21 protein-coding genes and 1 pseudogene are annotated in these 25,907 nt (G+C 70.8%); 13 read left to right on the forward strand and 9 right to left on the reverse strand.

What is annotated here, in order from left to right:
* Positions 1–46 precede the first annotated feature (46 nt).
* Genes CUC05_RS15765 through CUC05_RS15775 form a run of 3 tightly spaced genes read right to left on the reverse strand, consistent with a single transcriptional unit; the run spans position 47 to position 4,301 of the window.
* On the reverse strand, positions 47–1,354 hold the full coding sequence (locus tag CUC05_RS15765) for a cytochrome P450 (protein WP_157965632.1): 1,308 nt from the start codon (positions 1,352–1,354) through the stop codon (positions 47–49).
* Positions 1,351–3,183: a cyclic nucleotide-binding and patatin-like phospholipase domain-containing protein gene (locus CUC05_RS15770; protein ID WP_108667082.1), complete on the reverse strand. Its 1,833-nt coding sequence runs from the start codon at positions 3,181–3,183 to the stop codon at positions 1,351–1,353. Before CUC05_RS15770 ends, CUC05_RS15765 begins: the two co-directional genes overlap by 4 nt.
* Positions 3,180–4,301: an N-acyl amino acid synthase FeeM domain-containing protein gene (locus CUC05_RS15775; RefSeq protein ID WP_170128034.1), complete on the reverse strand. Its 1,122-nt coding sequence runs from the start codon at positions 4,299–4,301 to the stop codon at positions 3,180–3,182. The genes CUC05_RS15770 and CUC05_RS15775 overlap by 4 nt, the downstream gene beginning before the upstream one ends.
* A 232-nt stretch (positions 4,302–4,533) precedes the next feature.
* Here CUC05_RS15775 and CUC05_RS25150 point away from each other — a divergent pair, with 232 nt between their 5' ends.
* Positions 4,534–4,779, forward strand: coding sequence for a hypothetical protein (locus CUC05_RS25150; protein ID WP_170128035.1), 246 nt, complete (start codon positions 4,534–4,536; stop codon positions 4,777–4,779).
* Between the two features lie 48 nt (positions 4,780–4,827).
* On the opposite strand, the gene CUC05_RS15780 is transcribed toward CUC05_RS25150, so the two are convergent.
* Positions 4,828–5,667: a nuclear transport factor 2 family protein gene (locus CUC05_RS15780; protein WP_170128036.1), complete on the reverse strand. Its 840-nt coding sequence runs from the start codon at positions 5,665–5,667 to the stop codon at positions 4,828–4,830.
* Positions 5,668–5,797: 130 nt separating this feature from the next.
* On the opposite strand from CUC05_RS15780, the gene CUC05_RS25905 reads away from it, so the two are divergent.
* The 5 genes from CUC05_RS25905 (at position 5,798) to CUC05_RS15805 (ending at position 10,070) form a co-directional block, all read left to right on the forward strand.
* Entirely contained in the window at positions 5,798–7,525 is a 1,728-nt protein-coding gene (locus tag CUC05_RS25905; protein ID WP_108667085.1) for a LuxR family transcriptional regulator, read from the forward strand.
* A 145-nt stretch (positions 7,526–7,670) separates the two neighbouring features.
* Positions 7,671–8,840 (forward strand): flavin-containing monooxygenase, encoded by a 1,170-nt coding sequence (locus CUC05_RS15790; protein ID WP_108667086.1) that lies wholly within the window; start codon positions 7,671–7,673, stop codon positions 8,838–8,840.
* Positions 8,841–8,954: 114 nt separating this feature from the next.
* Positions 8,955–9,287 (forward strand): YciI family protein, encoded by a 333-nt coding sequence (locus tag CUC05_RS15795; RefSeq protein WP_157965634.1) that lies wholly within the window; start codon positions 8,955–8,957, stop codon positions 9,285–9,287.
* 108 nt (positions 9,288–9,395) lie between these two features.
* Positions 9,396–9,848 carry an organomercurial lyase gene (merB, locus tag CUC05_RS15800; RefSeq protein ID WP_108667088.1) on the forward strand — a complete coding sequence of 151 codons (453 nt, stop codon included), beginning with the start codon at positions 9,396–9,398 and terminating at the stop codon, positions 9,846–9,848.
* 6 nt (positions 9,849–9,854) lie between these two features.
* On the forward strand, positions 9,855–10,070 hold the full coding sequence (locus CUC05_RS15805; RefSeq protein ID WP_108667089.1) for a hypothetical protein: 216 nt from the start codon (positions 9,855–9,857) through the stop codon (positions 10,068–10,070).
* Positions 10,071–10,112: 42 nt separating this feature from the next.
* Here CUC05_RS15805 and CUC05_RS15810 read toward each other — a convergent pair whose 3' ends face one another.
* Positions 10,113–10,640, reverse strand: a complete 528-nt coding sequence (locus CUC05_RS15810; RefSeq protein ID WP_108667090.1) for a hypothetical protein — start codon at positions 10,638–10,640, stop codon at positions 10,113–10,115.
* A gap of 132 nt (positions 10,641–10,772) precedes the next feature.
* Positions 10,773–12,080 (reverse strand): carboxymuconolactone decarboxylase family protein, encoded by a 1,308-nt coding sequence (locus CUC05_RS15815; RefSeq protein WP_108667091.1) that lies wholly within the window; start codon positions 12,078–12,080, stop codon positions 10,773–10,775.
* A 70-nt stretch (positions 12,081–12,150) separates the two neighbouring features.
* Here CUC05_RS15815 and CUC05_RS15820 point away from each other — a divergent pair, with 70 nt between their 5' ends.
* Both CUC05_RS15820 and CUC05_RS15825 read left to right on the forward strand, forming a co-directional pair.
* The gene (locus CUC05_RS15820) at positions 12,151–13,410 is read left to right on the forward strand and encodes an alkaline phosphatase PhoX (RefSeq protein WP_205712369.1); all 1,260 of its coding nucleotides are present in this window, start codon (positions 12,151–12,153) and stop codon (positions 13,408–13,410) included.
* Positions 13,411–13,597: 187 nt separating this feature from the next.
* Positions 13,598–14,437, forward strand: a complete 840-nt coding sequence (locus tag CUC05_RS15825; RefSeq protein ID WP_108667092.1) for a sigma-70 family RNA polymerase sigma factor — start codon at positions 13,598–13,600, stop codon at positions 14,435–14,437.
* Between the two features lie 70 nt (positions 14,438–14,507).
* Here the strand turns inward: CUC05_RS15825 and CUC05_RS15830 are convergent, their stop codons facing one another.
* On the reverse strand, positions 14,508–16,616 hold the full coding sequence (locus CUC05_RS15830) for a DUF6351 family protein (protein ID WP_108667093.1): 2,109 nt from the start codon (positions 16,614–16,616) through the stop codon (positions 14,508–14,510).
* Between the two features lie 337 nt (positions 16,617–16,953).
* Between CUC05_RS15830 and CUC05_RS15835 the strand changes: the two genes are divergently transcribed.
* The 4 genes and pseudogenes from CUC05_RS15835 (at position 16,954) to CUC05_RS15845 (ending at position 22,223) form a co-directional block, all read left to right on the forward strand.
* The gene (locus CUC05_RS15835) at positions 16,954–17,394 is read left to right on the forward strand and encodes a hypothetical protein (protein ID WP_157965635.1); all 441 of its coding nucleotides are present in this window, start codon (positions 16,954–16,956) and stop codon (positions 17,392–17,394) included.
* Positions 17,395–17,577: 183 nt separating this feature from the next.
* Entirely contained in the window at positions 17,578–18,099 is a 522-nt protein-coding gene (locus CUC05_RS15840) for a nuclease-related domain-containing protein (RefSeq protein ID WP_157965636.1), read from the forward strand.
* A 203-nt stretch (positions 18,100–18,302) separates the two neighbouring features.
* A pseudogene (locus CUC05_RS26130) lies at positions 18,303–18,437 on the forward strand (HIT family protein); the annotation flags it as partial.
* A 120-nt stretch (positions 18,438–18,557) separates the two neighbouring features.
* Positions 18,558–22,223 carry a DUF3427 domain-containing protein gene (locus CUC05_RS15845; RefSeq protein WP_240606269.1) on the forward strand — a complete coding sequence of 1,222 codons (3,666 nt, stop codon included), beginning with the start codon at positions 18,558–18,560 and terminating at the stop codon, positions 22,221–22,223.
* 31 nt (positions 22,224–22,254) lie between these two features.
* Here CUC05_RS15845 and CUC05_RS15850 read toward each other — a convergent pair whose 3' ends face one another.
* Positions 22,255–22,914 (reverse strand): hypothetical protein, encoded by a 660-nt coding sequence (locus CUC05_RS15850; RefSeq protein WP_108667096.1) that lies wholly within the window; start codon positions 22,912–22,914, stop codon positions 22,255–22,257.
* 180 nt (positions 22,915–23,094) lie between these two features.
* A complete protein-coding gene (locus CUC05_RS15855; protein ID WP_205712370.1) occupies positions 23,095–23,559 on the reverse strand; it encodes a GNAT family N-acetyltransferase in 465 nt (154 codons plus the stop codon).
* Positions 23,560–23,648: 89 nt separating this feature from the next.
* On the opposite strand from CUC05_RS15855, the gene CUC05_RS15860 reads away from it, so the two are divergent.
* On the forward strand, positions 23,649–25,898 hold the full coding sequence (locus CUC05_RS15860; RefSeq protein ID WP_108667098.1) for a cell wall-binding repeat-containing protein: 2,250 nt from the start codon (positions 23,649–23,651) through the stop codon (positions 25,896–25,898).
* The last annotated feature ends 9 nt before the right edge of the window (positions 25,899–25,907 follow it).

The following is a 25,907-nucleotide window of genomic DNA, read 5'->3' on the forward strand; positions in this document are numbered from 1 at the left end:
CGTCCTCGCACCGGCCGGATCGCCCGACCGTGGCTCGTGGGCGGCCTCAGCCGGTCAGGCTGACGGGGAGGGTCTCCAGCCCGCGCAGGACCCGGGTGGTCCGGCGTCGGGCCGGGGCGGTCTGGCGCAGGTCGGGGAAGCGCGACAGCAGGTGGGCGAAGGCGGTCTGCGCCTCGAGCCGGGCGAGCGGGGCGCCGAGGCAGTGGTGGACCCCCGAGGAGAACGCCAGGTGGGCCTTGGCGTTGGGCCTCGTGACGTCGAGCACATTCGGACGCTCGAACACGTCGGGGTCGCGGTTGGCTGCCCCGAGCAGGACCATCACCGAGGTGCCGCCGGCGATCGTCGAGCCGGCCAGGTCGGTGTCTGCCCATGCCAGGCGGCCGGTCATCTGCACCGGGCTGTCGTAGCGCAGCAGCTCCTCCACGGCGTTGCCGACCGTGTTGGCAGGATCCTCGGCGACGATCCGCAGCTGGTCGGGGTTGCGCAGCAGGGCGAGGGTGCCCGACCCGATCAGGTTGACGGTGGTCTCGAACCCCGCACCGAGGAGGAGGATCGTGGTGGCAACCAGCTCCTCGTCGGTCAGCCGGTCCTCGCCGTCGCGTGCCGCGAGCAGCCGACCGAGGACGTCCTCGCCGGGGTCGCCGGCCCGACGTCGTTCCTCGAACAGTCCGGTGATGAAGGTGCGCACCTCGGCGCCGGCGGCCTGGATGCGCCGCTGCATCTCGGGCGGTCGCACGGGCTCCAGCGACAGGGCCAGCGCGCTGCCCCACTCGGTGAAGCGGTCGGTCCGGTCCTCGGGGATGCCGAGCATCGAGCAGATCATGCGGATGGGCAGCGGGGCGGCCAGGTCGGCGATCAGGTCGACCTGCCCGCCGGCGTGCGCCTTCGCCTCGGCGGCATCCAGCAGCTCGGCGGTGATGGCCTGCGCCTGCTCCTCCATGCGCATGGTCGCGCGAGGGGTGAAGGCCTGTGCGACGAGGCGGCGGATGCGGGTGTGGCCCGGCGGGTCGGTATCGAGCAACGACGGGGAGAGGGGGCTGTCCCAGCGCAGGTGCGGCGGCAGCTCGGTGCCCGGCGGCGGGCCGACGTGCAGGTCGTGCAGGGCCGCGTCGGCGACCGCGTGCGTCGTGGAGACGGCCAGGCCCGGGAACCGGCTGGTCAGCAGCGGCCCGCGCGCCCGGAGGTCGTCGTACACGGCGTAGGGGTCGCGGAGCAGGTCCTGCCCCTCCAGCAACCTCGACGTGGGGTCGCCGGTGACGCGCATGGCGGTGCGGGCGGCCGTGTAGGCCAGGTGCATCCCCTGCTGGCGCATGCGGTCGGCGAGGGACGGACGAGAAGTGGAGTTGCTCTTCACAACGACGACCCTAGTCCGTGGGCGGCCAGGAAGGGCGGTGGATCGTCGACGAGCTGGTCCCTGGTGCTGGCGTGCCCGACGGCCGCCAGCTCGCCGATGGCGGCGAAGTCGAGCAGTCCGAACCCCTCCACGGGCGGCCGCAGGTACCAGTCGAACCGGCCTGCCGCGTCCTTCGTCGTCGCGGTGTTGGTGATCGATATCGATCGCAGCAACGTCTCGGCCAGCCGCGGGGCCGACACGCCCTGGGACCGGGGCGAGACCCGTTGCCACAGCGACCCCCATCCGGACAGGCTGTAGTCGAACGGCGGCACGACCCAGTCGGGGTCCGCGCTGCCCACGTCGACGGCGATGACCCGTTCGATCCCGGGCATGGCGCGCATCCGTGCCGTGGGGAGGTTGTCGATGAGCCCGCCGTCGACGAGCACGTCGCCGTCGTGGAAGACCGGGGGCAGGAGCCCGGGGATGGCGGTGCTGGCGCGCACGGCGTGCATCAGCGACCCGGACGCGTGGACCTCCGCCCGGCCCTCCGACAGGTTGGCCGAATGGCACGTGAAGGGGATCCACAGGTCCTCGATGGCGGTGCGGCCGAAGAGCGTGCGCATGGAGTTGGTCCAGTTGCGCCCGCTGGTCAGGGCGTGGACGGGCAACGTGTAGTCGATGCGGTCGATCGCGGCCCGTGCCCGTTCGGTGATCGCATCGGCGTCGTGGCCCATCGCCAGCAGGCCGGCCACGATCGCCCCGCCGCTGACCGCGGTCACGGCATCGATGGGAACCCGGGCCTCCGCCAGCGCCCGGATGACCCCGATGTGGGCCAGGGCACGGGCACCCCCGCCGCTGAGCACCAGCCCGACGCCGTGCCCGGTGAGCAGCCGCGCGACCCGCAGGTAGTCCTCCTCCGACCCGCGCCTGGCGTGATAGCAGGCGCGCAGGTCCCGCGAGGTCGTCCACCGCGACGTCAGTCGTGGCCGAGACGCCCCGGCCGGGTGGATCAGCAGGACGGCTCGTTGGGAGTGTCGGCTGCCCGGGTCCTCGGCCAACCACCGCTCGATCGGCCCGGGTTCGGGCGGGGACTCGGCGGCACCGAGGACCAGGACCAGGTCGGCCTGCCGAAGGCAGCGCTTCGTCCAGGGCGTCAGCTGCGGGTCGGCCTCGTAGCAGACGGTCGCCTCGGTGGCCTCCTGCTCGTTGAGCCACAGGACCAGGTCGTCGTTGCGAGGGTCCTGGCGGGTGATCGAGGCGATCCCGGTCGACCCGAGCTGTGCGTCGACCCGTTCCCGGTCGAGGTGGGCGGTGGGACCCAACGTGGACAGGGCGCGGACGAGGGCCTCGCCGACGTCGCGCTGCGGCACGGTTGCCTCGGCCGGGACGAGGGCCACCACCAACCCCGCGGGCCGATCGGCGTCGTCGGACCCGGTGCGCAGCCTCGTGATGATCGGCGCCGCGAAGTGCTGGACCATCGCCTCGGGGTGACGCCGGAGCAGCGCGCCGAAGGCCTCCCTGGACAGTCGCGCGACCAGCGTGTCGCGCAGCGCCTGCACCGTTGCGGTCCTGGGCTCGCCCGTCAGCAGCCCGAGCTCGCCCACCGTCTGGCCGCGTCCCGAGGAGATGCGGTTGGGAGTGTCGTCCCCTGCTGGGCTGATCCCCAGCCGACCGCTGACGATCACGTACAGCGCGTCGGGTTCCTCGCCGGCCGCCATCACGATGTCCCCGCTGGCAAGCGGCACGAGCTCGAGCTCGGTGACCACCTCGTCGAGGACCCCGGGGGCGAGCCCGCCGAAGACCCCGGTCCTGCGCAGGAGTTCGTGCAGGCGGCCCGTCGGCTCGGTCATGCCGAGGAGGTGGCCTGGTGGTAGAGCGAGGTCACCTTGGCGGCCACGACACGGGAGAGGTTGAGGAACAGCCGTGCGGCGATCGCCGGCTGCTCCTCCATCAGCGACATGACGGCCTTCTCGTTGAGGCTGAGCACCTTGGCGTCATCGGACGCGGCGTACACGTCCGACAGCCGCTCACCGTGCAGCAGGAACGCCAGCTCCCCCAGCACGTCACCCCTGGAGGCCACCGCCACGACGCGGTCGCCCTCCCGCACCTCCAGCAGGCCCGCCAGCACGATGAACATGGTGCGATCCACCGCGCGTTTCTGGATCACCAGGTCGTCCTTCTCGCAGGTGATCACGAAGCTGCGTTGCATGATCTGGTTGACCGCGTCGTCGGAGAGCCCCTCGAAGATGGTCGTGGTCTCCTCGTGGCTCTCCGCCAGCAGGCCGAAGGTCCGGGCCCAGTCCGCGGCGGCGTCCCCGGGGACGGGCTGGACCGTGGGTGCGGCGGGGAGCAGGGCCAGGATGTCCGTCGGTGGGTCGGGCCGGAAGTCCTCGCCCGAGAACTGCAGGAGGGGTGAGCCGATGGCGCGGAAGTGCGCCAGGTCCTCCACGACGACGACGAGCGGGACCAGCAGGCCCATCATGATGTCGTTGTACGTCGTGGCGTAGGTGCGGTAGCCGATCATCGTGTAGAGGTTCAGCAGATGCGGCTGGCAGTCACAGAAGGTCAGCCGAGCCCCCTGCTCGATGGAGAACCGGGCGATGTGGGCGAAGAACTCGACGGGGACCATCGACCCCCGGTACTCCTTGCGCACCATCAGCCGGGAGAAGACCACCATCTCCTCGTCGGCCACCACCGGGCGGAAGTGGTCGAACTGGTAGGTCTCCTCGAACTCGTCGGGGAACGGGGCATCCCCACCCCAGTGGATCCGCAGGGTGCCGGCGAGCTCGCCGTCGACGGTCGCGTAGAGGATCCGTGCGGTGTCGTCGTTGGCGTCGGTGAGCACCCGCCGGTCGTGGTCGACGGCCGGGCTCTCGAGGTTCATCTCGCGGTTGTAGATGTCGTACCGCAGCCGGTACACCGCCTCGCGCTCGGACTCGGTCTCGGCATACCTGACCTGGATGTCCACAGCGGCCTCCCTCGTTCGGCCGTTCGAACGGTAACCCTCCGGTCCTCGGCCGTGCCGGCGGAACGGAGAAGTGGCCGACCGCCAATCGAAGTGAAGCTGAGAAGTCAGATCGTCCCCCTGCGCGAACAACTGCATGCCTCGTGTCGGTCGATGCCGATTTCGGCGGACACTTCGCAACTCCGCGAGGGGCGGCGGGTCGTAGCGACGTTCACCCAACGCGACAGGAGACGACATGACCGCCACGACGACGATGCACGGGATCACCCGGGTCCTCCGGACCGCCTCGGTCCGCGACCCCCTCCACGCCATCGGCGGTGGCGGACGGGTCTTCGTGCAGGTCGGCCACGCCTGGTGGTTCGCCGGGTTCCTCATCGCCCCCGTCGAGCTGGGCGAACGCCTGCGGTACGTCTCCGACGACATGGTGACGGTCAGCGCGGTCGTGGTGTCGATCGAGGAGTGGGACACCACGGCCGCCTGACCGGCCCCGACACGGGGCCGGTCATGCCCGTGGGCACTGACTCCGCGGTCAGCGCGACGCGAGGACGTGCCGGTGGGTGTCGACGTGGTGGCGGAAGGCCGTCACCTTCCCGTCCTCCACCGTCCACAGGTGCACCTCGCACGGGTCGCTCAGGTCCTGGCCCGAGACGCGGTCGGTGGCCTCGACGTCGATGACGGCAGCCACCTGGTCGCCGGATGCCAGCATCGTGCGGACCTCGAACCGGGTGATGTCCAGCCGTTCGGCGACGACGCCGAAGAACGCGGCGACGACGTCACGTCCCGTGCCCGGACGCAACCACGGGACACCGAAGTCCAGCAGCCCCTCCTCCCAGACGACATCGGGGGCCATCAGGTCGAGGATCGCCGGGACGTCCTGTGCGCCGAACGCCTCGTAGATGGCCTGGACGGTCTCCAGCACTCCCTCGGCGGGTGCAAGGCCGATCTGGGACATCAACGTGCTGGTGTCGGTCACCCCCCAGTGCTCGACGGCGAGGCCGTCCTCCATCCGGACGATGTCGAGGGCGTCGAAGTGGACCTTCCGACCGGTCGGCGGGATGCCCCACAGCGGTTCGGTGTGGGTGCCGGTGACGGTGATCCGACCGGCGACACGGTCGCCGTCGGACAGGACGTCGTGCACGTGGAAGGCCACGTCGGGCATGCCCGCCCACATCGTCTCCGCCCAGTCGATGACGCCCTGCCGTCCGGTCGTGGAGATGCCAGGCGGCCCCTGCTCGTGTTCGACGTAGTCGGGTGCGACGATCTCGCGCATCGCGCCGGTGTCGTGACGGTTGAAGGCGTCGTAGAAGGCGAGGAAGGCCTTGCGGTTCTCCTCCGCCCTGTGCTCCGCCGAGTGTGCTGTCGGGGTCATGGCGGATCTCCCATCCGAAGGCCAGCTGGGTTGCTGACCCATCCATGCTGCGCCCGCACCGCGGGGGGATCAAGCAGAACGTGTCGGGTTCCGTTGACCGCCCCGAGGAGCCGGGCGCATCCTCGCTACGGTGCCTCCGATCACGGGCGACGGGCTGGCCCCGACCGGTTCGCCGGGCGGGCCGGATCAGCTCGCGCCCAGCTGGTCATCGGTCGTCGACACCCTGGCGCCGGCCGCCGAGGCGGGGACGCTGTCGGGCGTCGAGCTGGACGACCTCGCCGACGCCGCCCACCTCGTCGGACGCAACGACCTCCACCACCGAGCACGCGAGCGGGCCATCGACACCCACCTCGAGGAGGGCGATCCCCGCCGGGCGGCAAGGTCGGCGTTCTGGCTCGGGACGGTGCTGGCACAGGGGGGCGAGCCGGCACGCGCGAACGGCTGGCTGTCCCGGGCTGCACGGTTGCTCGCGGACCAGCCGGAGGCCGTCGAGCACGGGTACCTGCTGCTGCCGCGGGGCCTGATGGCCCTCGGCAGCCGCGACGCCGACACGGCGATGGAGTGCTTCGGCCGCGCCGTCGCGCTGGCCGACAACCGCGCCCACGACCGCGCCCACAACCGCGCCGACGACCGCGCCGACGATCCCGCTGGCGACAGGACGACCCTCGACCGGGCGATCGTCGACCTGGCGACCCTCGGCAGGCTGGGCCTCGGACAGGCATGGCTGCTGCGGGGCGAGGTCGACGACGGCGTGGCGCTGCTGGACGAGGCCATGCTCGCGGTGACCGCCGGCGAGGTCGGCCCGCTCGTCACCGGCATCGTGTACTGCGCCACCATTGCCTGCTGCCGGGACATCGCCGATGTGGCCCGGGCCCGCGAGTGGACGGCGGCCCTGGCCTCGTGGTGCGCCGACCACCCAGACATGGTCCCCTTCCGTGGACAGTGCCTCGTCCACCGGTCGGAGATCCTCCAGCACCAGGGCGACTGGCCGGCCGCCGTGTCGGCGGCACACGAGGCCTGCGTCCACCTGGCCGGGCCACCACCCCAGCCGGCCGTTGGTGACGCCCACCACCAGCAGGCCGAGCTCGACCTACTCCGCGGACGCGACGACGAGGCGGAGGAGGGCTACCAGCGCGCCAGCCAGCACGGGCGGGCCGTCCAGCCCGGCCTCGCGCTGCTGCGCCTTGCACAGGGTCAACCGGAGGCGGCGGCGGGGTCGCTGCGCCGGTCGCTGGAGGAGGTCGACGGGCCGGTCCTGCGTGTCCCGCTGCTGGCTGCCAGCGCGGAGGTGGCGCTCGCCCGCGATCGCGTGGCGGAGGCGCGAGCGTTCGCCGACGAGCTGGACGCCACCGCCGGCCGCGTCGGCACGCCGGTGGCGTCCGCGGTGGCCGCCGGGGTCCGGGGGGTCGTGCTGCTGGCCGATGACGATGCCGCGTCCGCCCTCGGCTGGCTGCGCCGGGCGTGGGCGTACTGGCACGAGGTGGACGATCCGTTCGAGGAGGCCCGCGTCCGGGTCGGCATCGGACAGGCCTGCCGGGCCCTGGGCGACGAGGACGGCTGCCGGCTGGAGCTCGACGCGGCACGGCAGGTGATGGAGGCGCTGGGCGCGACGACCGAGTTGGCGCGGATCGAGCGGCTGGCGACGACCAGCGCTGCGGAGCATCCGGGTGGCCTGTCGGACCGCGAGGTCGAGGTGCTGCAGCTCGTGGCGGGCGGGGCGAGCAACAAGGCCATCGCCGCCGAGCTGGTCATCAGCGAGCACACCGTCGCCCGCCACCTCCAGAACATCTACACCAAGCTCGGGGTCGACTCACGGACCGCTGCAGCCGCGTTCGGGTACCAGCACGGGCTGGTCTGACCCGACGCCCTCCAACTTCCCGATGGTCAGGATCAACCATCGGTGCATGGTGCCTGGTTGGCTGATTCCGGCGACGCCGGGCACGCCGGCGATCCGTAGCGTCACGTCCATCAGCAGTCGGGACACATCGGATGGAGGGACCGTCATGGACACCACGCACGACGACACGACACGCATCGAGGACGGGCACGTCGAGGAGGGGCACGTCGAGACGATCGTCATCGGCGCCGGGCAGGCCGGCCTGTCGATGGGGTACCACCTGCAGCAGCTCGGCCGAACGTTCCTGATCCTCGATGCCCACCAGCGGGTCGGCGAGGCCTGGCGGCGGCGATGGGACTCGTTGCGGCTGTTCACCCCCGCCCGGTACGACGGGCTGGACGGCATGCCGTTCCCCGCCCCGCCCACGACGTTCCCGACCAAGGACGAGATGGCCGACTACCTGGAGGCCTACGCCGAACGGTTCGCCCTGCCGATCCACCTCGGCACGGTGGTCGACCACGTCGGACACATCGACGGCCGGTACGTCGTCCGCGCCGGCCGCCACCGGTGGACCGCCGACAACGTGGTCGTGGCGATGTCGGGCTTCCAGCGTCCGCACGTCCCCGCGTTCGCCGAGCAGCTGGACGAACGGATCGTCCAGGTCCACTCCGCGTCCTACCGCGCACCCGACCAGGTCGGCACGGGGACGGTGCTCGTCGTCGGGGCCGGCAACTCCGGGTCGGAGGTCTGCATGGACCTGGCCCGCGCCGCCGACGGTCCGCGACGGATCGTCCTGGCCGGTCGTGACACCGGCCACATCCCCTTCCGCATCGAGAGCCCCTTCGGGCGAACCGTCGGCGTCAGGTTCGTGCTGCGCTTCGTCTTCCGGCGGATCCTGTCGGTGAACAGCCCGGTGGGTCGCCGCAAGCGGCCGGAGATCCTGTCGTCGGGCGGACCGCTGATCCGGGTCCGCAACCACGAGCTGGCTGCCGCAGGGGTGGAACGGGCTCCGCGGGTCGACGGGGTCGTCGACGGCCGCCCGCGGCTGGCCGACGGACGCATGCTCGACGTCGACGCCATCGTCTGGTGCACGGGCTTCGATCCGGTGTTCCCGTGGGTCGACCTTCCCGTCCACGGCGACCGTGAGCCGCGGCACACCAGCGGCGTGGCCGATGACCAGCCGGGCCTGTACTTCCTCGGCCTGCTGTTCCTCCACACGATGGCGTCGGAGATGATCCACGGCGTCGGCGCCGACGCCGCCCGGCTGGCCCGTCACCTGGATCAGCGCATGCGGTCGCTGGCCGTCGACGACCGGCGAGTCGCGGCGACGGCCTGACGCGCAGCCGGCTGGTCGAGGCAAACCTTCGCCGGGTGTCGAATCCGTCGGCTGGTGTTCGTCGTTGGTGGTGACGGCGCAGATGTCGTCACCACCGAACCAAGGGAGCACGCCATGCCGAACTACCTGCTGACCTACAAGGGCGAGTCCACCGACACCGCCGACATGACCCCCGAGCAGCACGAGGCCGTGATGGCCGCGTGGGGCGAGTGGATCGGGCGAACCGGCGAAGCGCTGGTGGACGTCGGGTCACCGCTGGCGCAGTCCACGTCCGTTGTCGACGACGGCACCGACGGCACGGCCACGCCGCTGTCGGGCTACTCCATCATCAAGGCCGACGACATCGACGGCGCCAGGGCCCACGTGAAGGGGCACCCCTTCCTCAGCGAGGGCAGCGGCAACTTCGCCGTCGACATCTTCGAGATCGCGCCGATGCCGGAGATGTAGTCCCATCTCCTCGGTGGCGGCCGCTCGGACCCGGCGGGGGTCCGGGCGGTGTCGTCCGCTTGCGAAGTCGCGGTTGACCCGGCCGACGAACAGGAGGACCGTGGCGACGTGGACCCACGCGACCTCGCGGTGCGCAACGCCACCTACGCGGTGTTCGTCGAGCGCGGGTCAGCACCCACACCGGCTGACGTGGCCGAGGCCGTGGCCGGCCACTCCGTTGAGGAGGTCGAGGACGCCTGGCGCCGACTCCACGACGCCCACGCGCTGGTGCTGGTCGATCGGGACGGCCCGGCCGAGCTGCTGATGGCCAACCCGTTCGCGGCCCAGCCGACGAACTTCCGGGTGCGAGCCGACGACCGCTGGTGGGACGCCAACTGTGCGTGGGATGCCTTCGGGGTGTGCGCCGCGCTCGGGGTCGACGGCCGGATCGAGACGAGCTGCCCCGACTGCGGCGACGACCTGATCGTGGAGGTCCGCGACCAGCGCCCGGTCGACGACGACATGCTGTTCCACTGCCTCGTGCCGGCCAGCCGGTGGTGGGACGACATCGCGTTCACCTGACTGACGATGGCCCTCTTCCGGTCGGAGGAGCACGTCACCCGGTGGCTCGACGGTCGCCCGCGGGGCGCCACGACCAGCCTGTCGACCCTGTCGGCCCTGGCCCATGCGTGGTGGGGCAACCGGCTGTCGCCGGACTGGACCCCGCGCAGCCGTGACGAGGGCCAGGCGATCCTCGACCGCCTCGGCCTGACCGGCCCCCACTGGACGCTGCCGGGTGGCTGACGCCGCCGCCCCGAACGGCCTCGGGACGGCGGCGCCTCCCCCTCATCCGGTCCGGCAGGTCCCCCGGTAGCTGAAGGTGCTGTCGCCCTCGGGGGTCCGGCCAATGCCGGCGACGATCAGGTCGCACCACACCCGGGGTTCGTGGCGGGCATCGGCGCTGGGCTCGAAGTGCACCTCGCCGTGGGTCGCGCCGGTCGCGAGGTCGATGTCGAACCGGAAGCGGTCGTCGAACATCACCGTGGGTGAACCGCCCAGGACGGTGCCGGAGAACAGCTGCGCACCCGTCACGACGACGGTGCCGGCCCCCTCGTCGATGCGGGCGGTGGAGTGGTACAGCACCGTGCCGAAGAGGTCACCGTCGAGGCTGACCGTGTCGGTGCTGCGCTGCACGACGACCCCGTCCTCGTCCTGCGTCGTGGAGTGGGTTCGTGCGGTGCTGAAGTGGTGGACGCCCGTGCCCTCGACCTCCACCGGATGGCGATCGGGACGTGGACCTCGGGACTGGACGGGGTGCACCGACGCGGCCAGGGCGGTGGCGACCAGGAACACGGTTGACAGGACGAACGACATGCTCGGACCCGCACCTGGCCAGCACCTTCCGCAAGCTCGGCATCCGCTCCCGCGTGCAGCTCGCGGCGCTGATGTCGGCGGAGCCACCCGGCTGACCGTCCCCTCGGGACCGGCGCGACCGGCAGGCCGTGGTCAGGTCGTGGCGCCGGTGAGCCCGAGGGCGTCCCCGTGCTCGACCAGGAGCGCCTCGAGCTCCGGCTCCGGCTGCACCGGCGGGACGCTGGCGGTGTAGCGGTGCATCGCGGTCAGCACGGCGGCGAGGGTGACCAGCTCGACGAGGCCCGCCGCGCTGCCGTGGACCAGCAGCGCATCGACGAGGTCGTCGTCGAGCGTGGTTGCCCCACCAGAGGTGGCCCGGGCGAACGCAATGACCGCACCGGCCGGGTCGTCGATGTCGTGGTCGCCGTCGCGTGCGGCCAGCAGGTCCTCCACGGACACCCCGGCCCGGAGGGCGAGGAAGGCCATGTGACCGGCCAGGGCCGTGTTGCCCACCGTGCTCGCCTGGACGAACCCGAAGGTGGCCTTGCACGCGGCGTCGACGGCGTCGTCGACCCCGTCGGCGAGCAGCCGCTCGACCGTCCAGTGCACGAACAGCCGGCGCGCCTTCCGGCGACGGATCGTGTCCATCCAGTAGGGCACGAACCCGGCAGCCTCCCGCAGGAGGCGTCGTTGGGGACCTCCGCGTGAGGGGACGTCCTCCAGCAGTCGCCTGGCGTGGGCCTCGGCAGCCGGGACCTCCCTGAGCATCAGCACGCGGGACGCGATGGCCAGCCGTTCGCCGTCGTCGGACCGTGGTCCCTCCTGCTCGTGCTTGCCGGCGGTCCAGCCGGTCTGCTCGGCCAGCGTGTCACCGGCGGCATGCTGCACCGCGGTCTCCAGCGGGACGCCCAGCGTGTCGAACAGCCGGTTGAGCAGCCCCATGCAGGCGGCGGTGAGGACGATCGCCTCGACGGCGTCGGCGTCGTGGTGGATGGCCAGGTCGTCGGTGGCGACGGACAGGTCGACGGGCGGCATCGAGCCAACGGCAGTGCCGTACTCCACGGCTGCACGGGCTGGCGGGTCGAGCTGCTGCGGGGTGGTGACCGCCCGCACCCGGTCGTCGATGGACGGGGCTTCGGCGGGCCCGCGGACGACGCTGCCCATGATGGCGGTGTGGGCGGTGCAGTAGCTGCACCCGAACGCCCGGCTGGAGGCGTGGGCCACCATCGCCCGCAGGTCGGGGTCGATGGACCGGCCCAGGTCGACCGCAGGCACGTCGAACAGGGTGGGGACCGACAGGGTCGTGGTGTGCAGTGCCGGCGGCCAGATGACCAGCAGGCCGAAGGAGTGCGGGATCACCCCGAGGATCCGCGAGACGAGGCCGGTCGGGCCGGGGTAGCGGTAGGCGACCTCCGCACGCGTCGCCGAGAACGGCTCGAGCGCCTCTGCCAACGTCCCCATCCGGGTGCCTCCTCGTCTCGGAGGCTACCCCACCCGCGCATGTCGGGGGTGGGCATCTAGCATCGCGGCGATGCACATCGGCCAGACCGCCCTGCGACGGCGAACCCTGCTGAAGGCGACCGTCCTGGGGGCGGTGCTGGCCTGCTCGCCGGCGCAGTACCGGACGTTGCTGGCCGGCCCGGTCGTGCGGGGCGAGGGACCCTACGGCGCGCTGCTCGGACCGGACGCCAACGGGCTGATGCTGCCGAAGGGCTTCCGGTCGCGGATCATCGCCGCGTCCGGGCTGCGGGTGGGGCTGGCCGACGGGGCGTCGTCGTACGTGTGGCACCCCGCACCGGACGGGGCGGCCTGCTTCCCCGAGGACGACGGCGGTTGGCGCTACGTCAACAACTCCGAGGTCGGCGAGGGTGCGGGTGGCGTCGGCGGCATCCGCTTCGCCGCCGACGGGTCGACGATCGATGCCTACCCGGTGCTGCAGGGGACCTCGCGCAACTGTGCCGGCGGGATCACCCCGTGGGGGACATGGCTGTCGTGTGAGGAGGCCGGTGACAGCGGACAGGTGTGGGAGTGCCCGCCCGACGGGTCGTGGGCGGGCGAACCCCATCCCATGCTCGGCCGGTTCAACCACGAGGCGGTGGCGGTCGACCCGGTCAACCAGCACCTCTTCCTGACCGAGGACGACCCCGCCGGGCTGTTCTACCGGTGGGTGATGGCCGAGGGACGGTTCGACGAGGCGATGGCCGAGGGCCGGATGCGAGCCCGGGACGAGGGCGACGGCGTCCTGCAGGCGGCCGTGCTGGCCGACGACGGCAGCGTGGAGTGGGTCGACGTGGACGACCCGACGGCCACGCCCCTGCGCGAACGGACGGCGGGGACGGCGTTCAACGGCGGTGAGGGCATCTGGTACGACTCGGGGTTCGTCTACTTCACCACCAAGGGCGACAACCGGGTGTGGGTCCACGACGTCGAGGCCCAGACGATCACCACGCTGTACCACGCCGAGACCGATCCCGACGGTGGCCTCACGGGGGTCGACAACGTGACCGTCGCCCCGTCGGGTGATGTGCTGGTCGCCGAGGACGGTGGCGACATGGAGATCCGCCTGATCACCGCCGACACCCGTGAGGTCGTGCCGCTGGTCCGCATGCCCGGGCCCGAGCACGAGGGGTCGGAGGTGACCGGTCCCTGCTTCTCGCCCGACGGCAGCCGGCTGTACTTCTCCTCCCAGCGGGCCGGCCTCGATGGGCCCGGCGACGGCCTGACCTACGAGGTCACCGGACCGTTCCGCACCCAGCGGGTCGGCATCGCCGCGACGACGACACACATCTGAGTCGAAGTCCTCAGGACCGTCCGGCATCGGCCGATACAGGCAGTGACACCGTGCAACCGGTGCGACAGGAGCGGGCGTTCCTGGTCACGACTGACTACGTACGCTGCGTCGAAACGCGCCTGATTCGGTTGGAATCTCAACCCCTCGGCGGATAGTCGCCGGCCGTTCCCGCCCACACGGTAGGGGCATGCAGACGACGCGCCCCGCCGCCACCGCCCACCTCGACGAGATGATCCGCACGAACATGCCCCTCGTCGGGTACGAGGTGAGCAGCATGGCGTCGCGCATCCCCCGGCACGTGCCCCGCGAGGACCTGATGTCGGCCGGCCTGCTCGGGCTGACCCAGGCCGCGCAGGCCTACGACGCCTCCACCGGGGTGCCCTTCGACCGGTTCGCCCGACGGCGGATCAAGGGTGCGCTGCTGGACGAGCTGCGGTCCCGCGACTGGGCGTCCCGCTCGGTGCGACGAGGTGCCCGTCGGATGCAGGCCGCGCAGGCCGCCTTCGTGGCCCGCGAGGGACGCACCGCCACCCTGGAGGAGACCGCGCAGGAGATGGGGGTCGGTGCCGAGGAGGCCCAGCGCCTGGTCGACGACGTGCACCGCGGGACCGTCCTCAACTACGAGTCGCTGACCGAGGACGGCATCGACGACATCCTGCCGTCCCACGAGATCACCCCCGAGGCCGACATCCTCGGCCGCGAGCGCCAGGCGATCCTCCTGGACGCCATCGCCGCGCTGCCCGAGCGGCAGCAGGAGGTCATCACCGCCTACTTCTTCGAGGAGCGGTCCATGGCCGACATCGCCGCGGAGATGGGCGTCACCGAGTCCCGGATCAGCCAGATCCGTGCGGAGGCCTTCGAGCTGATCCGTGCCGCCATGACCATCACCCTGGACGACACCCCCGCGCCGGCCGAGCACTACCCCAACGGCCGCGCCGCCCGCCGTCGCGCCGACTACTACGACGCCGTCGCCACCGCCTCCACGATCACCATGCGCCTGGACCGCGTGCCGGCCATGGCCGCCTGATCCCTCGTCACGACCCCACGACGCCGCCCCCTCTCGCAGGGGGCGGCGTCGGTTCGTTCCGGGGCGTGGCCTAGAAGGCCGTGGACGTCGGCGGTGGCCCCAGCGGACGACCGCCCGGGCCGTCGTTGTAGGTCAGCCACTGCACCGACGGCACTTGGCCGACGCCGGGGACGGAGTAGTCGCAGACACCGTCGGGGAACACCTGCTCGAGGACCAGCAGGTCAGCCGGGGTGACCGGCGGCACGGCACCGGCATAGTCGGCCGGGTCGATCGGCTTGAGCGTGCACTTCAGCACGTCGTGCGACAGCGGCATGCCCGCCTGGATGCGGGAGTCCGCGAACACCTCCGGGGCGCAGGCCGACAGGTCCTCCTGCGATCCGGAGCTCCAGCAGGAGTCCTCGGCGATCGTGGGTCGGGTGTCCTTGACCACGTCGGGGTCCAGGCCGGTGAGCGGGTCGATGCCGCCATCTGCCTCGACCGACGCCAGCCAGTCGTCCATCGTGTCCCAGGCCGTGCCCGACGGACCGTTGTGCCAGATCACGTGGTTGTCCTCGTGTCCGATCCGCGCCATGCGCTCCTCGATGGCGTAGGCGTGGTACGGGGTGTGGATCTCCACGTTGAGGGACGCGGCGAAGTCGATGATGGCGGTGCGGGCCAGGCCGCGGCCGTCGTTGAGCATGCTCGAGCGGTAGGCGATCTCGGCCGTGGCCGGGTCCATCGCGGTGCGCGCCACCTGGCGGACCCCGTCGATGTCGACGCCGCCGACGCGGGTGTTGAGGTCCAGGAACTGCTGCATCGTGATCTTGCCGGGGTCGGTGGCCGGCAGGTTCAGGGCGACGAGACCGTACTGGACGCCGACGTTGTCCAGGGCCCGGTGAGCGAAGCCGTTGGCGTCGCGGCCCCAGACGTTGGCCTGGATGTCCTGGATGGTGGCCCGGCAGCCGTCGGACTGGACGACGGGGATGTAGTCACGGGTCGGGTCGGGCGTGTTGGTCGTCGGGACGCCGGAGTCGGAGAAGCAGCCGTTGAAGGGGATGGAGCCGGGGGCGAACGTGCCGACCCACGCGCCGCAGGTGGACTGGGGCGGACCGTGCCCGTCGACGGCGGCCTTCTGCAGCGGCGTCATCGGGCTGGCGGTTGCCTCGAGGACCACGCAGTCGTGGACCTCCATCGCGGTGGACCAGACGTCGGGGAACGTCGAGCCGGGCATGAGGCCGTTGGTGATGCCGGGGTAGGCGTTGGAGACCTGCAGCTGGCCGATGGCGCCGCCGGAGCCGCCGGTGCTCATCGTGTAGCGGATCGGGCCGGCCGTCTCGACGACCCGCTCCTTGAGCATCAGCGCGGTCTCGGCGGACAGCACCGGGTTGCAGTGGTGACCCAGGACGTTGAGGGAGGAGGTGGCGATCGCGAAGCCCTCCGCGAGGCGGGTGGCGTTGAGCACGCTGGGCATCGACCCCTGCGTCTGGTTGGTGTTGCAGCTGGCGCCGAAGGGGTAGTAGAGCTTGCGGTTCCAGCCGTCCTGCGGATTGCGCGGGTCGGGCTCGCCGGTGGCCGGGTCGTGGAGGAACGCGAAGGCGTAGAGGCCGCGGTTCAGGCTGCCCCGTTCACGGCGGACGATGTGGCGGACGGTGTCACCGCGGTCGTTGGTGACGGTCGCGACGTTGGTCGGCGGGTTGCTGAGGTCGTAGGCCTGGTAGCTGGTGCCGCCGGTGGGGACGTAGTGGTAGTCGACGATGCTGGGGGCGTTGCAGTGCCCGTCAGTCGGCTCACCGAGGCCGTTCTCGGCGGTGCGGCAGTCCCACGGTTGCAGGTGCGGGCCGGAGAAGACCGGGCCCTCGATGGGGTGGTTGGTGAGGGTCAGCGTGGCGCCGGATCCGTCCGGCTGGGTTGCGGTGAGGGTGTTGTCGCCGACGGCGAGGCCGGTGACCAGGCCGAGATAGCGGCCGTCGAGTCCGGTGGCGAACGCGTCGGTGACGTCGGTGCCGTCGAGGTCGATGACGGTGCCGGCGGGCGGGGTCGGGCTGATCTCGACGAGGACGTCGCCGCCGGAGACCAGGTCGGCGCGGGTGGAGAGCGTCGAGATGGTGAGCTCGGGCCCTGAGGCCCTGACCGGGACGGTGAGGAGAAGCGTGGACAGCAAGGCGAGGACCGCGAAGATCCTCGGAACGATCGTGCGCATGTGTGCCCCTGTTCGGTTCGGCCGCCCCATCGGCTCGTGCGGGACGACTCGACCGGCCCCTTCGTCGTGGGACCGGCGTTCTCCTGCCGGCCCGGCCGGTGGGGCGGAGGTGGAGACGCGGTCTCTGTTGCACGAACGGAGTCGAGGCATGGACCTGACAGTGGTAGGGCGCCGGACCGTTCAGCGCGGTGGTGATCGCGGGCCCGTGAGGACCCTCCGTCCGGGGTAGGGTCCCGGACGTGAACACGCGCATCAAATGACCCGGCCCGACCGCGTCGTGCGGTCGTGCCCACCGATGGTCATCCCCGATGACAAGCGACCCTCGAAGGAGCCGCGCGTGTTCTCCGTGCTGAAGCACCTGTCCGTCCGCATGCCCGATGACCGCCGTCCCGGCCGCCTGCCGCGCGTCTGGCGCAACGCCGATGATCAGTGGAACTCTTGGTTCTGCCTGGAGGTACCCGGCCTGATCAGCCTCGCTGTCTGCCCCGGCGAGGTGCGGGACGACCGCTGGTTCACCCTCGGGCAGTCCGACCGGACCCACCTCTGGTTCACCTCACCGGACTACGCCTTCAACGCCGGGGTGCCGTTCACGGCGTTGCACCTGGACCCCGACCAGTGCCTGTACACCCAGCTCGATCAGCACGACCTCGGGGTTCTGCGTCCCGACCGCCTGCTGCAGCTGGCCGACTGGATCCAGCCGAACATTCTCGACGAGCACCACCCCGACTACCTGAACCACGAGCGGTTGCGCCGTCCGCTCGGGACGGTCCACAGCTGACCAACTGACCTTCCCAAGGAAGGATTCAAGACTCGCCGTTTCTCAGCCGTTGCTGTCTGCATGACGTGGACTACCGAACCCTCCTGGCTCGACCGTCGGCCGGGTCAGGGGGCTCGCGAGATGCAGGCCGACGCAGCAGCAGCCACACCTGGGTGGCTACGGGTCGCCCGCTTACTTCTTCGTGTGCACGATGACGAGCGGGCGTGGCGTCGAGGTGCCGAGGACGAGGAGGCCGTTGGACGGAAGCTGGCGAAGCTGGACGATCGATGGACCGTCCTTCACGACCTGCCACTCAACGAGAAGGGCTCGAACCTGGATCACCTGGCGATCGGGCCCGGAGGAGTCTTCGCCCTCAACACCAAGAAGGTGCGCGGCAAGATCTGGGTTGGCGAACGGGTGGTCATGGTCAACGGCCAACGCACCCCATATCTCCGAACCGCCAGGTGGGAAGCCAAGACCGTTGCGAGCCTGCTGTCGGCCGCCGTGGGCCAGACGGTCGACGTCCGGCCGGCGCTGGTCTTCGTGGGTGGCGAGCTCGTGATCAAGCAACGCCCATCCGACGTAGGCATCACCACGAACTGGACCATCAACCGATGGCTGAAGTCACAGCGGAACGTTCTTGACCCGAACCCACTGGCGGCAGTCCAGCGCAGCGCGCGACTGGCGCGGACATGGCCCGTGCCGTCGTTGCCGCAGGACTGGTGAGAAGAGCTCCTCACACGCGCCGTCATCCCTGACGAACACCGCTTGGCATACTGCCCCGGCAGTTCTCGATCGCCGACCGAAGTGTGGCCGTGTCAGACCTCTCTCCGTTCTTTGCCATCCCGCCCAGCGAACACCTCGCCGGCAACGCATCTGCGTTCGCGATCGCGGCGCCTGATTCGCCAGTCGCCGGGCATTCCCTGCTGGTGTCTCGCCGGCTGATCGAAACGTGGTGGCAAGCGACGCCACAGGAGCAGGCCGACCTGCTCTCGCTCGTGGGCGACGTCAAGCGCCTGCTCGACGATCAGCACGGCCCCACCGGCTACACGGTCGGGTTCGACTCGGGTCACTCCGCCGGCCAGCAGATCCCTCACCTCCACCTTCACGTGATCCCACGCTTCGGCACCTCGGCGTCCCGTGGCGTTGGGTCACTGACGTCTTCCGAGAGCCTTGACAGTGGGGTGGTTCGTCTGGCCGACGGCACGTCCGCACCCCTCGGTCCGGCACTGCTCAGCCTGCTCGAAACCAGCACGTACGACAGGGTCGATCTCGTCGTCAGCTTCGTGATGGAGTCCGGCCTCAAGGTGATCGCCGACCCCCTCGCCGACGCCGTCGAACGAGGATCGCAGCTACGCGTCCTCACCACCGACTACCTGTACCGGACCGAGCCCCGAGCGTTGCGCCTCCTGCACGACCTGGGGACCGAGTATCCCGGCAGGGTCCAGCTCCGCGTGTTCGAGAGCCGCGGTGTCCGCAGCTTCCACCCGAAGGGCTACTTGTTCCACTCCTCCACCGACGACCAGGCCGCTGCCTGGGTCGGATCCTCCAACCTGAGCGCGTCAGGGCTCGAAGGAGGCATCGAGTGGAACGTGGGCCTGGACACCGTGCGTCCCATGCTGGAGACCTTCGAGGAACTCTGGACGCATGCCTGGACGGTGCCGCTCACCGAACGGTGGATCCAGGAGTACCAACGTCACCGTCCCTTCTCCCGGACCGCGCCACCCCCTCCGGGTTTGCTCGATCCGTCGACTGACGTCGATCTCGCAGCCGAGACGACCACCCCAACCGACGACTCCGGGATCCAGGAGCTCGTCCCTGCCGGTGTGGACCCCGCCGACGTGACCGTGGAGGTCGCTCAGCCCTACACACCGCGCGAGCTCCAGGCCGAAGCGCTCGCGGCGCTGGAGGCCACCAGAGCCGACGGGCACCGGGCCGGCCTCGTGGTGATGGCCACCGGTCTCGGCAAGACCTGGCTCGCCGCGTTCGACACCGCCCGCCCGCAGTTCGGCCGGGTGCTGTTCCTTGCCCACCGGGAGGAGATCCTCCGCCAGAGCCTCGACGTGTTCCGCAAGGTCCAGCCCGATCGGTCGCTCGGGATGTTCATGGCACAGGAACGCGAGGAGGACTCCGATGTCGTGTTCGCCAGCGTGCAGACCCTCCATCGCCACCTCGATGAGTTCGAGGCGTCTGACTTCGACTACGTCGTTGTCGACGAGTTCCACCACGCGGCGGCCTCGTCGTACCGAAAGGTGATCGACCACTTCGACCCGGCGTTCCTGCTGGGTCTCACCGCAACCCCGGAACGCATGGACGGTGCGGACCTCCTCGGCCTGTGCGGGGACAACCTCGTCTACGAGGCCAATCTCGTCGAGGGCATCAACCGCAACGAGCTGGTGCCCTTCGAGTACCACGGCATCAAGGACATCGTGGACTTCGTGCCGATCCCCTGGCGCAACGGCAAGTTCGACCCGGCGATGTTGTCGGCCGCCATCGAGACCCACGATCGGGCCGCCCACGCCCACCGGGAATGGGCCAGCCGGGCTGGGAAGCGAACGCTCGCGTTCTGCCAGACCACCGCACACGCCGACTTCATGGCTGAGTGGTTCCGCCAGCAGGGCCTTCGGACTGCATCGGTGCACTCCAAGCCGTCCTCCGACCCGCGCCGTGGGTCCGTCAGGAAGCTGGAGAACGGCGAGCTGGACGTGCTGTTCGCCGTGGACGTCTTCAACGAGGGCTTCGACCTGCCGGCGATCGACACGGTCCTGATGCTCCGCCCAACCGATTCACCGGTGATCTTCCTCCAGCAGCTCGGCCGCGGCCTCCGGCTTGGTGACAACAAGGAGAAGCTGGTCGTCGTCGACTTCCTCGGCAACCACCGGTCCTTTCTCGCAAAGCCACGGGCGCTGCTGGGACTCGGCATGGCGGAGACGCCCAGCGCCGCGAACATCCTGGCCGCGCTGGAAGACGGGGATTGGCAATTGCCAGCGGGGTGCTCGGTCACCTGGGAGCTGGGGGCGGTCGACCTGCTGCGCGAGCTGGCCACCAGCCGGCAGCGCTACGAGCCCGGCTCGACCTTGGTCGCCTACGTCCAGGACCACGCCGAGGAGTTCGGTGAACGTCCGACAGCGATGCAAGCCCTCCGCTCGGGATACAACCCCGCCAGCGCCAAGCGGTCCCACGGGGGCTGGTTCGGCCTGCTGCGGAACGAGTCGCTTCTCACAGAGCAGGAGACCGAGGCGTGGGACCGGTTCCGTTCACTCGTCGCCGAGGTCGAGGCCACCTCGATGACGAAGTCCTACAAGATGGTGCTGCTCAAGGCCTTGTTGCACGAAGGGGCCCTGCACGACGGGATGGACTCGCACGAACTCGCCGCGGCGTCCCGCCGAATCGTTGAGGCCGACCCCAGGCTGGTCAGCGACGTCCAATCGTCCTCCCTCCCAGACGTGTCGGCCCTGACCGATGAGCAGTGGGCCGTCTTCTGGCGCAAGAACCCCATGGCGGCGTGGACCGGGGAGTTCGGGAAGGGTCAGCCCGCATTCCGGTTGGAGGATGACCGGTTCCTTCCGAACTTCAGCGTTCCGGAGGACCTGCGGGACGCGGTCGAGGCCATGCTCGCCGAGCTGATCGAGTGGCGCCTCGGCGACTACCTGCTCCGCCGCACTCCGAGTCGAGGGCATGACATCGAGCTGACGGTCTCCCACAGCAGCGGGAAGCCCATCCTGCGGTTCGACCGCACCCGGAACCCCGAGGTGCCCGAGGGGCCGACGCCGTTCCTCGCCGATGGCGAGCGGTACGTCGGGAACTTCGTGAAGATTGCGCTGAACACGGCCGAGGTGCTGGGCCAACAGGGGAACGCGCTCTGGCCACTCCTGCGTGGTTGGTTCGGCCCGAACGCCGGGCGACCGGGGACGTTGCACCGAGTCCGTCTCTCCCAGATCGACGGTGAATGGGTGATGCGTCCGATTGGGGCGGTCGCCGCCGGCGGCGGGACCGCCCTGCCGTTCTTCCCGACCTATCAGGTGGCGTGCGGCGCGTTCGGTCAACCGACGGATCTGCTGGTCGCAGGTCAGGCAATCGAAATCGCCGACACCCGCGGTGAGGACCGGTCGCCAAGCGAAGAGTTCGTGGTGACGGCACACGGCGACTCGATGGCTGGTGGACCCGACCCTGTGAAGTCAGGGGACCGGCTGTTGATGCGTTGGATCAGCGGGCAGGATCGCGCCGCGCTGGTGGGGCGGCGCGTTCTGGTGGAGTACGACGCCGGCGAAGGGCCGAGCGCGGTACTCAAGACGCTCGACCGGACAAAGGACGGATTCGTGCTGCGATCCGACAACCCCTCCGCACCACCCATCTCGGCCGCCAGCTGGATGACCCTTGTCGCCGAGTACCTACGAACCCTCGACCAGAGGGAGTACAACCCGCTGGCCCGTCACCTGGGCGAGGCGTTCAAGCGACAGGACATCCCGCCGTTGTATGGCGAGGAGTTCAATCCCGGCAACTGGAACACCGGCCATGTCTCGCTGGACCAGGACGTCCTGCTCTTCGTCACGCTGCACAAGGGCAACATGCAGGAAGGAGGGGACTACGAGGACCACCTCGAGGGCGGCGACATCCTCGTGTGGTCGTCGCAGTCGAGCGTCGGACCCGACAACAAGAAGGGCCGAGAGATCCTGAACGCGCCGAGCGACGGCACCCGCATTCACGCGTGGCTCCGCCGCCGCAAGTCCGACGTCGCCTTCGAGTACTGCGGCCTGGTGACCCCACTGGACCACAGGGGCGCCAAGCCGATGTCCGTCCGCTTCCGACTGAGCACGCCAATCCAAGCAACCTCTGCCCTGCTGGCGTAGCAGGGGGTTGCGGCCGGCGCGGCTGGTGGCGCTACCCCTCCAGCGCCTCCAGCCACTCGGTCCAGAAGTCCTGCCAGGCGGGGACGACCGTGTGGTCGGGCAGACGGGTGTGGGCGACGTTGACGGCGGTGCGGCCGTCGGGCTTGGGGGTCAGCGTGAACTCCACGCTCCCCTCCTCCATCGCGATGCGCACGTTCTTGGACGTGGGGCGGGAACGCAGCTCGGTGGGCATGCCGCCGAACAGGTGGTCGCGGCCATCCGCGTCCAGCAACAGCTCGCGCAGCTCATCGGCGTCCACCGCCACCGTCCTGGTCCGTGACGAGGCGAACAGCCCATCGGACTGCTGGAACGGCAGCCGCTGACCGGTGATGCGCTCCCAGCTGACCGTCACGCCCTGTGCCCACCAGCCGGTCAGGCCGTGGACCTCCATCAGGTGCTCGACGACCGCCGAGTGCCCGTCGGTGTGCCCGTCGAAGGCCTCGATCAGGTCGCACCACTCGTCCCACCCTCGCCCGGTGTTGGACCGGATGGCTTCGTCCGACATCTCCGGCTGGGACACCCAGGCCCGGCCATCAACCCGCGGCGCCGCGGCCTGCTGCTCGAGCAGCACCCGCCTCGCCTGGGCGTATCGTTCGCCGGTCCTCGCCATCCGCTCGCGGACACGGCGCTTGAAGGTCTGCTGTGTGGTCATGACGTCCTCGTCCCTGGCCCGACCAACACCGGTTCGCCACGCCCCACCGATGCGTCGAGCACACGACGGAAGTCCATCAACCACTCCTGTCGACCACTCGGTGACCTTGCCTCCCCGGGACCGGGCCGCGTGGAGGCCCGATGTGGAGGTCCGGCGTGACAGGACGCCGTGTACGAAACGCTACGCCGACCCCCGCCGACCGTCAACGGCACCAGGGGAACCCGGCTCGTACCGCTGGCACAGCAGCATCTCCCCCGTCTCCTCGTGTCGGCACTCCTCCTCTCCCACGAACCCGTAGGCGGCGTAGAAGCGCCGGCCGATCGTGTTGGCGGTGAACACCTCCACCCGCACCGCCCCGCGCAGCTCGACCGCCTTGTCGACCAGCGCCCGGCCCAGCCCCTGCCCGTGGAACGCCGGGTCGACGAACAAGCCGCCGATCTCGTCCCCGACCAGCGCGACGAACCCGACGGGCCGACCCTGGACCTCAGCCACCCACGTCTCGGCCCGTGGCAGGTAGACCTCGCGGGTGCGCCGCTCCTCCTCCACCACGAACTCGTCGCTGAGGAACGGGTGGGCCAGCGCGCTTGCCCGACGCCACGCGTCGACGACGGCGTCGGTGTCCTCGGGCTGGAACCGCCTGATCACGACACCAGCATGACCCATTCCTTGACACTCCCGTCGCTGCTCGGGACGCTGCGTTCGGTCGGGCCATCACCACCCGGAAGGTCGAAGCCGTGCGTCCGTCATCCGTCGTCCTCGCCTTGACTGCCCTGCTCGCAGCACTCCTCCCCACCCCCGCACCCGCCGCCGGCGAGCCGAGCCCGGACGACCCGTCCTCGAACCTGCAGGACCGTTGGATCGTGACCTCCGACCACTACCCCGTCGACGGCGACGGCCATCCGCGGGCCGCGGTCGAGCACCGGGTCGAGGGAGTCGTCGTCGAGTGGGTCGAGATCAGGCCCGCCGTGTTCGAGGCCACCGTCGTCGACGGCGGGTACGAGCCCTGCATGGCCCCCGGCACCGTCCTCGTCACCGAGATGGTCCCGCGGTCGGACCGGGCCACTACGTTCGACGGTCTCGCCCTCGACGCCGACTGCACCCAGCACCACGTCGAGCTGGAGATGTCCGATCCCTCCACCGATCCGTTCCTGACCTGGGACACCCCCACCGGCCGGATGCGCCTGGACCACGGCAACAACGACTGGGTGGAGGTGGAGCACCGCGTCGTCGGCGACTGGCTGCTCCACGACACCGACGCCCCCGACAGCCCGCCCGGGCGCACCGTCCTGCGCATCACGGGCACCTCCCCCACCTTCACGGCGACGATCGTCGAGGCGGAGGAGGGGTCGTGCTTCGTCCCGGGTGAGGTCTGGTGGGACGGGCTCGTGTGGGGCCACGGGCTGATCCCCGGCGGCGCCGGCCAGAACCGGGCCTGGGGCATGGTCGACGGGTTCCGCCTCGGCGCCCACGAGGACTGCAGCCAGCATGCCGGCGGCGGCAGCGTCGGCTTCTTCACCTTCGGTGGCCAGCTCACCATGGCCGCCTTCCCCGACCCCGGCGGGACCGGGTACATGGGGTTCAGTCGCCTCGCCGGAGGGTCGCCGGTCGACCCTCCCCCACCCGGGGACCACACCGCCGACCCCGCCGACCACCCTGACCTGGCCGGCGACTGGCGCACGACCACCGGTGAGATCCGCGAGGTGTCCATCCGCTGGACCGGTGACCCGGCAGAGCCGTTCCTCGGCCGCCTCACCACGCAGGGCGACCCGACCTGCCCGCCGGCCCACACCGACATCTGGAGGGTCACCGAGGCCGTCGACGACGCCGTCGCCCGCGGGCAGGTCACCCTCCACCGGCGCACCGCGACGGGGTGCGAGCTGCGCGGGACCGTCCCCGCGGAGATCACCCTTCTCGACGACCCCGCCGACCGCGAGCTCTACATCGCCTACGAGGATCCCGACGGCATCAGCCACCTCCTGCGGTACGTCAGCGACCGCCGTACCACCTTGCGTGGCGGCCGGGACGAGCAGGCCCTCGCCATCGGCTTCCTGTCCGCGACCCTGAGCCACCTCGGGTTCGGGGGGCTCGACCCGACACCGCCGCCCGGACAGCGTGGCGCGGCATCCAGCGACCTCACCCTCTACGTCGCCACCGACGCCAACTTCCCTGACGGGCTGGCCGTCGCCGGGCTCGCCGGACGCACCCGCGGCCTGACGGTGCTGGTGGACCCCGACGACCCGGACGGCAACGCCCGGCTGCTGGAGCTGCTGGCCCCGTCCTTCGCCGAGGTCGTCGTGGTCGGTGGCGAGGCCGTCGTCCCCTCCTCCAGCCTCCCCTCCACCGGGGAACGCGGCGCGCCAACGGGTCGGATCGCCGGGACCAACCGGTTCCACACCGCACAGGTCCTGACCGAGGCCGGCTGGCTGGAGGGTGCCGGCACGGTGTTCGTCGCCACCGGCGTCAACTACCCCGACGCCCTGTCGGGTGGTGCAGCCGCCGCCGTCGAGGGCGCGCCCGTCCTGCTGGTCGACGGTGGACGGATGCCACCCGAAACCGACGCGGCCCTCCGCAGCCTCGAGCCGGACGAGATCGTCGTCCTCGGCGGCAAGTCAGTCATCCCCGACTCGATGCTGGCCGCGCTGACCGACTACGCCCCGAACGTCATCCGTCTGGCCGGCCCCGCCCGTCAGCAGACCTCGGTGGCCGTCTCGACCAACCGGTTCCACCGCGGGGCCGACGCGGTGCTGATGGCTTCCGGCGACCGGTTCGGCGAGGCGCTGATCGCGGCGTCAGCGGCATGGGCCCACGCCGCGCCGCTGCTGCTGGTCGGCGACGACGTCATCGCGCCGTCGGTGCTGACCGAGCTCGACCGGCTGGGCGGGACCCGCCTGCAGCTGCTCGCGGTCGAGGACACCGTCGACCCTGCCGTCTACCAGGAGGTCGCCGCACGGTTCAGGGGCGGGCCGGCGCGGACAACCCGCTGATCAGCTGCG

Source organism: Euzebya rosea (assembly GCF_003073135.1).
GTDB lineage: Bacteria > Actinomycetota > Nitriliruptoria > Euzebyales > Euzebyaceae > Euzebya > Euzebya rosea.